The organism is Delftia sp. ZNC0008, assembly GCF_000799035.1.
Lineage (GTDB): Bacteria > Pseudomonadota > Gammaproteobacteria > Burkholderiales > Burkholderiaceae_C > Comamonas > Comamonas tsuruhatensis.
This window is the reverse complement of record NZ_JTKZ01000917.1, coordinates 1-8,957: the sequence shown is the minus strand read 5'-3', so window position 1 is coordinate 8,957 and position 8,957 is coordinate 1. Positions and strand designations below refer to the sequence as shown.

General features: G+C 69.1%; 9 protein-coding genes. 8 read left to right on the top strand and 1 reads right to left on the bottom strand.

The genetic code is table 11. The annotated features are described in order from the left end of the window. From L995_RS29640 to L995_RS29605, 8 genes are all read left to right on the top strand, one after another. Positions 1–411 (top strand): sensor histidine kinase (locus tag L995_RS29640; RefSeq protein ID WP_047475029.1); only part of this gene is annotated, 411 nt, incomplete at its 5' end. After that, positions 408–1,049: a response regulator transcription factor gene (locus L995_RS29635; RefSeq protein ID WP_047475027.1), complete on the top strand. Its 642-nt coding sequence runs from the start codon at positions 408–410 to the stop codon at positions 1,047–1,049. The genes L995_RS29640 and L995_RS29635, both read left to right, overlap by 4 nt. 157 nt (positions 1,050–1,206) lie before the next feature. Continuing rightward, positions 1,207–1,710, top strand: coding sequence for a GlcG/HbpS family heme-binding protein (locus tag L995_RS29630; protein WP_197065206.1), 504 nt, complete (start codon positions 1,207–1,209; stop codon positions 1,708–1,710). A 210-nt stretch (positions 1,711–1,920) separates the two neighbouring features. Further along, entirely contained in the window at positions 1,921–3,993 is a 2,073-nt protein-coding gene (locus L995_RS29625; protein WP_047475023.1) for a putative bifunctional diguanylate cyclase/phosphodiesterase, read from the top strand. Positions 3,994–3,996: 3 nt separating this feature from the next. Next, positions 3,997–5,493, top strand: a complete 1,497-nt coding sequence (locus tag L995_RS29620) for an AMP nucleosidase (protein ID WP_016446546.1) — start codon at positions 3,997–3,999, stop codon at positions 5,491–5,493. Between the two features lie 62 nt (positions 5,494–5,555). Beyond that, positions 5,556–6,839, top strand: coding sequence for a GGDEF domain-containing protein (locus L995_RS29615; protein WP_047475021.1), 1,284 nt, complete (start codon positions 5,556–5,558; stop codon positions 6,837–6,839). A 24-nt stretch (positions 6,840–6,863) separates the two neighbouring features. After that, a complete protein-coding gene (locus L995_RS29610; protein WP_047475019.1) occupies positions 6,864–7,805 on the top strand; it encodes an ATP-binding cassette domain-containing protein in 942 nt (313 codons plus the stop codon). A 6-nt stretch (positions 7,806–7,811) separates the two neighbouring features. After that, positions 7,812–8,633: an ABC transporter permease gene (locus L995_RS29605; RefSeq protein ID WP_016446549.1), complete on the top strand. Its 822-nt coding sequence runs from the start codon at positions 7,812–7,814 to the stop codon at positions 8,631–8,633. A gap of 14 nt (positions 8,634–8,647) precedes the next feature. Here the strand turns inward: L995_RS29605 and L995_RS29600 are convergent. Beyond that, positions 8,648–8,957: GMC oxidoreductase (locus L995_RS29600; protein WP_047475017.1), on the bottom strand; the 310-nt coding region annotated here is incomplete at its 5' end.

Genomic DNA, 8,957 nt, shown 5'->3' with positions numbered 1-8,957 from the left:
CTGCCCACCGCCCAGGCCGACCCCGTGGCCGTGCAGCAGATACTGCACAACCTGCTGGTCAATGCGCTGCAGGCCATGCAAGAGCAGCCGCCCGCAACACGCCATCTGCGGGTGGAGCTGGCACGCCGCGACAGCCGCCTGATGGTGGCCGTGCACGACAGCGGCCCCGGCGTGGCGCCCGAGATGCGCCAGCGCCTGTTCACCCCGTTTGCCACGGGCCGCGCCCAGGGCCTGGGACTGGGCCTGACGCTCAGCCAGAGCCTGGCCGAATCCATGGGCGGCAGCCTGGAGCTGGCCGCATCCGCCGCCACCCCGCCGCAAGGCGGAGCGCGCTTCGAGCTGCTGCTGCCTGCGGCCCATGGCCCGGCACCTGCCGCACCCAACGCCCCTCAGGAACCACTGACCCCATGACTGCCGCGCCCGCCCAAGACCTGTCCCCGCTGATCCATCTGGTCGATGACGACGAGGCCGTGCGCGACAGCCTGGCCCTGCTGATCGGCACCGTGGGCCTGCGCGTGCAGTGCTGGGCCGATCCGCTGGCCTTTCTCGACGGGCTGGACCGCCAGGGCATAGGCGCCATCGTGCTGGACGTGCGCATGCCCGGCATCGGCGGGCTGGCCCTGCTGGGCCGGCTGATGGAGCAGGGTGTGGACCAGCCCGTGATCATGCTCACCGGACATGGCACGGTGGACATGTGCCGGCGCGCCTTCAAGGCCGGCGCGGCCGAGTTCCTGGAAAAGCCCGTGGACGACGAGGTGCTGATCGATGCGCTGCAAAGCGCCGTGCGCCAGCATGTGCAGTCGCGCGAACGCCAGCAGGCCGACCGCGATGCCCAGCAGCGCTTTGCGCAGCTTTCCGCGCGCGAGGGCGAGGTGCTGGCGCTGATCGTGCAGGGGCTGACCAACAAGGAGATAGGCCGCAGCCTGGAGCTGTCGCCCCGCACGGTGGAGACGCACCGCGCCAACCTGTTCGCCAAGCTGGATGCGCCCAGCCTGGCGCAGCTCATACGCCGCTACGCCAGCCTGGCCGATCCGGCGGCAGGCGCCTGAAGCTCCATCGCCGCGCCCAGCGCGCCTGGCTTCTCCGTATTTCTACGCAGCGGCGCGCGTAACCGTCCGAATGGTGCGCGGCGACGGCATTTTCTACAGTGCAAGCATGCCGTCCGGGCTTGTGGCCCGGGCCGTCCTGACCCCCAAGGAGAAGACCATGCAACGCCGCACCACCAAGCTCGCCACCCTCGCCGCCCTGACCCTGGGCCTGATCGCCACCGCCGCCCAGGCCGATGCCGTGCGCACGGAAAAGAACATGTCGCTGGAGCTGGCCAACCAGATCGCCGCACGCAGCGTGGCCGCCTGCGCCGCCGACGGCCATGCCGTCACCGCCACCGTGGTGGACCGTGCCGGTACCGTGCGCACCGTGCAGCGCGCCGACAATGCCGGCCCCCACACGCTGGAGGCCAGCCGCCTGAAGGCCTACACGGCCGCATCGGCCAAGAACAGCACGCTGGCCATCATGGAAGGCGCGCAGAAGAACCCCGGCGCCGCCAACCTGGTGAATATTCCCGGCTACCTGCTGCTGGGCGGTGGCCTGCCGGTGAAGGTGGGCAACGAGGTGGTCGGCGCCGTGGGCATCGGCGGCGCGCCTGGCGGCCACCTGGACGACAAATGCGCCCAGGCCGCGCTGGGCCAGGTGCAGGAACTGCTCAAGTAAGGCGCCCGCAAGGGCTACCACACTGCGCCGCACCGCGCCCGGCCGCGCCTGCCCTTGATGCGGCGCTGCAAAAAAAAGACAGGCCGCCACGGCGGCCCCTGATGCCCGACAGCCGCACGCGCCCCCACGCGTCAGCGGCCGCTCACCCTCGCACAAGAGCGCTATCAAAATCTCTGCGATTCCGCTATAAATCCCCAGCGAGGGGGACGCATGCCAGAGAACATCGATGCGCAAGACACGGGGCCCGATGATGCGCTGTTGCGGCTGATAGCAGACACGGCTCCGGCCATGCTGGCCTATTTCGATGCGCGCACGCTGCGCTGCCGCTTCGCCAACATCAACTACGCACGCAATTTCGGCTTGACGCCCGCCGAGGCCGTGGGCAAGACCGTGCGCGAGATCGTGGGCGAGGCCGTGTGGCAGCTCATCGCGCCGCAGGTGGAGCGCGGCCTGCGCGGCGAGCATGTGCGCTACGAGCGCGAGGTGCCCCAGCCGGATGGACCGCCTCGCCATATCGAGTCGCTGCTGATGCCGCACTTCGAGCAGGGCCGGCTGCAGGGCGCCGTGGTGCAGATCACCGACGTGAGCCACCACCACCATGTGGCGCAGAAGGTGCGTGACAGCGAAGAGCGCATGCGCAAGTTCACCGAGGTCACGACCGAGGCCATCGTCATGCACCGCGACGGCCTCATCATCGACGGCAACGAGGCCCTGTCCCGCCTGGCCGGCTACACGCTGGACGAGCTGACCGGCCGCCCCATCCTCGACTACATCTGCCCGGAATTCCGCCTCTACGCACTGCAGTACATGCGCAGCGGCCGCGAGGACCGTTTCGACGGCGCCATCCAGCACAAGGACGGCCACCGCATCCCCGTGGAGATAGAGGCCAAGACCATGCCGGCCGAGGGCGGGCCCTACCGCATCGTGCTGGTGCGCGACATCACGCTGCGCCAGCTGGCCCAGGAGCGCATGGACTTCCTGGCCCAGCACGACCAGCTCACCCAGCTGCCCAACCGGGTGCGCCTGATCCAGATGCTGCGCCAGGCGCTGTCGCTGGCCTCGGTCAAGCAGCGCTCGCTGGCCGTGCTCCTCATCGACCTGGACCATTTCAAGACCATCAACGACTCGCTGGGCCACCAGGCCGGCGACCTGCTGCTGTGCGAGGTCGCCCAGCGCCTGCGCGGCAGCGTGCGCGCCCATGATCTGGTGGCGCGCGTGGGCGGGGACGAATTCGTGGTCGTGCTCACCGATGATCCCGATCCGCAGGAGACCGAGACCCAGGCCAGGCACCTGCAACGCATCATCGAGGCACCCTGCACCATCGACGGCACGCCGCTGGTGGTCTCGCCATGCATGGGCATCGCCATGTACCCGGGCGACGGAAAAAGCGCCGAGGAACTGCTCAACCGCGCCGAAAGCGCCACGCACACGGCCAAGGACAGCGGCCGGCGCAACCTGCAGTTCTACGCACCCGCCCACGGCGGCCAGGCCACCCAGATGCTGATGCAGGAGCAGCAACTGCGCGGCGCGCTGGAGCGCGGCGAGTTCGAGCTGCACTACCAGCCCCAGACCTTCACGGCCGATGGCCGGCTGGCGGGCTTCGAGGCCCTGGTGCGCTGGCGCCACCCGCAGCGCGGCCTGGTGCTGCCCGGCGAGTTCATCGGCTTTGCCGAGGCGCGCGGCCTGATCTCGGCCATAGACCACTGGGTGCTGCGCGAGGCCTGCCGCCAGGCTCGCCAGTGGCAGGACGAGGGGCTGCGGCCCGTACCCCTGTCCGTGAATGTCTCCGCGCTGGAATTTCGCCAGCGCAACATGGCGCGCGAGGTGGCCCTGGTGCTGGAGGAAACCGGCCTGGAAGCGCGCTGGCTGCACATCGAGCTGACAGAGTCCACGCTGATGCACACCAGCGGCCAGGTGCAGGACACCTTGCAGGCGCTGCAGGCCCTGGGCGTGGGCCTGGCCATCGACGACTTCGGCACCGGCTATTCCTCGCTGGCCTATCTGCGCCGCCACCCCATCAACCAGCTCAAGATAGACCGGTCCTTCATCGCCGACGTGCCCGATAGCGAGGACGACACGGCCATCGTCACCGCCATCGTGCAGATGGGCCACAGCCTGCATCTGGACATCGTCGCTGAAGGCGTGGAAACACCTGCCCAATTGGAGCTTTTGCGCGACCTGGGCTGCGGCATGATGCAGGGGTACCTTGTGGCGCCGCCCATGCCGGCCGACAGAGCGCGCGCCTGGCAGTTGCACAACAGTCATCCAGTCCAACGACAATAGCCCATGGTTTCGCTTCACAACCCCTCGCAGGCCTCAAGGGCCGCAGCCACCTTGCACACCGACCCCCAGCGGGCCCTGGAGCACGTACAGCAGATCTACCGGGAGCAGATAGAGCACCTGCGCACGAACATGCAGCGCTTCGTCTCCGGTGAAACCCCGGCCGCCCCCGTCCACGCCTACTACCCCTTCGTGCGCATGCATACGGCCACCGTGTCACGCGCGGACACGCAGCTGGCCTACGGCTTTGTCGAGGGGCCGGGCACGCACGAGGCCACGCTCACGCGGCCCGACCTGTTCTCGCGCTACTACGCCGAGCAGTTCCGCCTGCTGATCAAGAGCCACGGCGTGCCGCTGGAAGTGGGCCTGAGCGACAAGCCCATCCCCATCCACTTCTCGTTTGCCGAGAACGACCACATCGAAGGCACGCTGTCGCGCGAGCGCCGGCAGCTGATGCGCGATGTGTTCGACCTGCCCGACCTCGAGGCCATGGACGACGGCATCGCCAACGGCACCTGGCGCCCCCAGCCGGGCGAGGCCCTGCCGCTGTCGCTGTTCACGGCCCCGCGCGTGGACTATTCGCTGCACCGGCTGCGCCACTACACGGGCACCCAGCCGGAGTGGTTCCAGAACTTCGTGCTGTTCACCAACTACCAGTTCTACATCGACGAGTTCATCCGCCTGGGCCACGCCGAGATGGCCCGGGAGGACAGCGAGTACGTGGCCTTCATCGAGCCCGGCAACGTGGTCACGCGCCGCACCGGCCTGCCGGCCCAGCCCAATGACGAGCTGGGCACGCCGCCGCCGCGCCTGCCGCAGATGCCGGCCTACCACCTGGTGCGCGCCGACCACAGCGGCATCACCATGGTCAACATCGGCGTGGGCCCGGCCAATGCCAAGACCATCACCGACCACATCGCCGTGCTGCGCCCGCACGCCTGGATGATGCTGGGCCACTGCGCGGGCCTGCGCAACAGCCAGCAGCTGGGCGACTACGTTCTGGCCCACGCCTATGTGCGCGAGGACCATGTGCTGGACGAGGAGCTGCCGCTGTGGGTGCCCATTCCCGCGCTGGCCGAAATCCAGCTGGCCCTGCAGCAGGCCGTGGCCGACGTCACGCAGATGGACGGCCCCGACCTCAAGCGCATCATGCGCACCGGCACCGTGGCCAGCACCGACAACCGCAACTGGGAGCTGCTGCCCAACAACCTGCCCCAGCTGCGCTTCAGCCAGAGCCGCGCCGTGGCGCTGGACATGGAAAGCGCCACCATCGCGGCCAACGGCTTCCGCTTCCGCGTGCCCTATGGAACGCTGCTGTGCGTGTCCGACAAGCCGCTGCACGGCGAGATCAAGCTGCCCGGCATGGCCAACCACTTCTACCGCGAGCGCGTGGACCAGCACCTGCGCATCGGCATGCGCGCCATCGACATCCTGCGCGAGGGCGGCACCCAGCGCCTGCACAGCCGCAAGCTGCGCAGCTTCGCGGAGGTGGCGTTCCAGTAGCGCCCCGCCACCGGCCACCTTCTTCCAAGGGCCCCGCTTCGCACCGCCATCCAGGGACGCACATGCCATCCACGCTGCCCACCCTGGATTTTTTCTCCATGACCTCGGTCGTGGCCCTCAACATGATGGCCATGTCAGCCGCCCTGCCGCTGGCCATGGGGCGGCGCGTCAGCGGTGCCGCGCGCCATGCCCAGCATTTCTTCCTGATCCAGGCCGGGGCCTGGATCTTCATCCTCATCGCCAGCCGCCTGCCGCAAGGCCTGCTCTCGCGCGAACTGCTGTCGCTGGGCGCAGCAGCCTGCGCGGCATCGGCACAGTGGCAGATGGCGCGCGCCTTGCGCGAATGGCTGGGGCCCCGGCCGCCCTGGCTGGAACGCGGCCTGATCGCGCTGTGCTTTCTGGGGCCGCTGGGCTTCACCCTGCTGCTGCCCCACTTGTCCTTGCGCACCGGCTGGTTCAGCGCCGCCCACGGACTGAGCCTGCTGGCGCTGGCCGGCCTGTGCCTGGAGCCACGCCGCCCCGTGGCACGCAGCTGGCGCTATCTGATGTGCGGCGTGGCCGTCTTCATGGGGCTGGTACTTCTGGTGCGCAGCTACCTGGCCCTGGCCACGCCCTTCCTGCCCAGCTTCACGGCCGACAGCGGCGCCAACCAGATATTCGCCCTGCTGGTCACGTTGAGCAGCACGCTGCTGATGGTGGCCGTGCTGGTGGCCTGGCGCGACGAGACCAGCCAGCAGCTGCGCGACATGGCCTTGCAGGACATGCTCACCGGCCTGCCCAACCGCCGCGCCCTGCTGGAGCGCGCCCCCGCCATGCTGGCGCATGCCCAGCGCCACCGGCAGGCCCTGGCCCTGGTGATGCTGGACCTGGACCACTTCAAGCATGTCAACGACGAATACGGCCATGCCATGGGCGACCGTACGCTGTGCCTCTTCGCCCGCCTGCTGCAGCAGCAATTGCGCAGTGACGAAATCGCTGCGCGCTGGGGCGGCGAGGAGTTCTGCCTGCTGCTCTACACCACGGACGACGGTGTGGATACCCTGTGCACCCGGCTGCAGTCCGCGCTGCTGCAGGCCTCGACGCAGACGCTGGGCTTCGAAGTCCGCTTCAGTGCCGGCTGCGCCCACGCGCCCCAGGTCTGGGACGGCCTGCGCCTGGAAATGCTGCTGCCCGCCGCCGATGCCGCCCTCTACGCTGCCAAGCGCCGCGGGCGTGACTGCTGGACGCAGGTGCGGCTGAGCCCACCGCAGCAGCAGGCCTGCGCCGATGCGCCTGCTGTATCGGAGACGTCGGAGACGCCGGATGCGCCGGCCAGGCCCGCACTGGCCGCCAAGCCTGCGCGCTAGCCCCGGACCCCAGGAAAACGCTCCATGCCCGCGCTCTTCGACGCCCTGAACCTGCGCAAGCGCTACGGCGACACCACGGTGGTCGATGACCTGTCCTTTTCCATCGCTCCCGGCGAATGCCTGGGCGTGATCGGCCCCAATGGCGCGGGCAAGACCACCACGCTGCGCATCTGCCTGGGCCTGACGGCACCCGATGCGGGCCATGTTCTCTACCACCCCGAAGACGGCTCGCCGCCGCTGCACATGCCTGCCGATGCACTGGCCATCAAGGCGCGGCTGGGCGTGGTCTCGCAGAACGACACGCTGGACCCCGACTTCAGCTGCGCGGAAAACCTGGGCGTCTACGCGCGCTACTTCGGACTGGGTACGGCGCAGATGCGTGACCGCATACCGCAGCTGCTGGACTTCGCGGCGCTGTCGCACAAGGCCGCGGCCAGGCCGGGCGAGTTGTCCGGCGGCATGAAACGGCGCCTGTCCCTGGCGCGCGCCCTGGTCAACGACCCGCGCCTGCTGCTGCTGGACGAACCCACCACGGGCCTGGACCCGCAGGCACGCCACCTGATCTGGGAGCGTCTGCAGTGGCTGCTGCAGCAGGGCAAGGCCATCTTGCTGACCACGCATTTCATGGACGAGGCCGAGCGCCTGTGCTCCCGGCTGCTGGTGCTGGACCACGGCCGCAAGATCGCCGAAGGCTGCCCGCGCGAACTCATCGCCGAGCACCTGGAGCCCGAAGTGGTCGAGGCCTACGGCAACGGCGCCCTGGGCCTGGCGCATGACGCGGCACTGCGCCCACTGGCCGGGCGCACCGAGGTCAGTGGCGACACCGTCTTCTTCTATACGCACGACGCGCGCCCGCTGCTGCAGGCGCTGGCCGCGCACAGCCACCTGCGCACCCTGCACCGCCCGGCCAACCTGGAGGACCTGTTCCTCAAGCTCACCGGCCGACAGATCAGAACCGACGGCTGAACCACCATGACCGAACCCGCATCGGACACCCCCAGCATCTGGCGCCCGCCCGACCTGTCGCTGCGCTGGTGGCCGGTGTTCCTGCGCAACCTGCTGGTGTGGCGCAAGCTGGCCCTGCCCAGCCTGATCGGCAACATCGCCGAGCCGCTGATGTGGCTGGTGGCCTTCGGCTACGGCATGGGCGCCTTGGTGGGCGAGGTCACCGTGGGCACCACGGGCCGGCAGGTGCCCTACATCCTGTTCCTGGCCAGCGGCTCCATCTGCATGAGCGCCATGAATGCCGCCAGCTTCGAGGCGCTGTACTCGGCCTTCTCGCGCATGCATGTGCAAAAGACCTGGGACGGCATCATGAACGCGCCCATCAGCCTGGACAGCGTGCTGCTGGCCGAGATGCTCTGGGCCGCCTTCAAGGCGCTGTTCACGGTCACCGCCATCCTGGGCGTGATGCTGGCGCTGGGCATCAGCCATTCGCCCAGGCTGCTGGTGGCCTGGCCCGTGCTGCTGTGCGTGGGCATCATGTTCTCCAGCATCGCGCTGATCTTCAACGCCCTGGCCAAGGGCTATGACTTCTTCACCTACTACTTCACCCTGGTGCTCACGCCCATGATGTTCCTGTCCGGCGTGTTCTTCCCGCGCGAGCAGCTGCCCGAGGCCGTGCGCCTGGCCTCGGACTGGCTGCCGCTGACCAATGCCGTGGAGCTGGTGCGCCCGCTGTTCATGGACGAGTGGCCGGCCCACCCGCTGCGCCACGGCCTGGTGCTGGCCGCCACCACGGTGGCGGCCTACTGGTTTGCGCTGGCGATGACGCGCAGGCGCTTCAGGGCCTGAGATCCGGCCGTTCTTCAGCGCGCTGCGGCCCGGATCATGTCCACCGCCTTCTCCGCGATCATCACCGTGGGCGCATTGGTGTTGCCGCTGACGATGCGCGGCATGACCGAGGCATCGACCACGCGCAGGCCCTTGATGCCGTAGACGCGCAGCTGCGCATCGACCACGTCCATGGGCCCCGGCCCCATGCGGCAGCTGCCCACGGGGTGGTAGATGGTGTCGGCATGGCTGCGGATGAAGGCCTCGATGCCCGCATCGTCCTGCGCGCCGGCCGAGGCCGGCATCTCGCGCCCGCCCAGGGCCGCCAGCGCCGGCTGGGCCAGG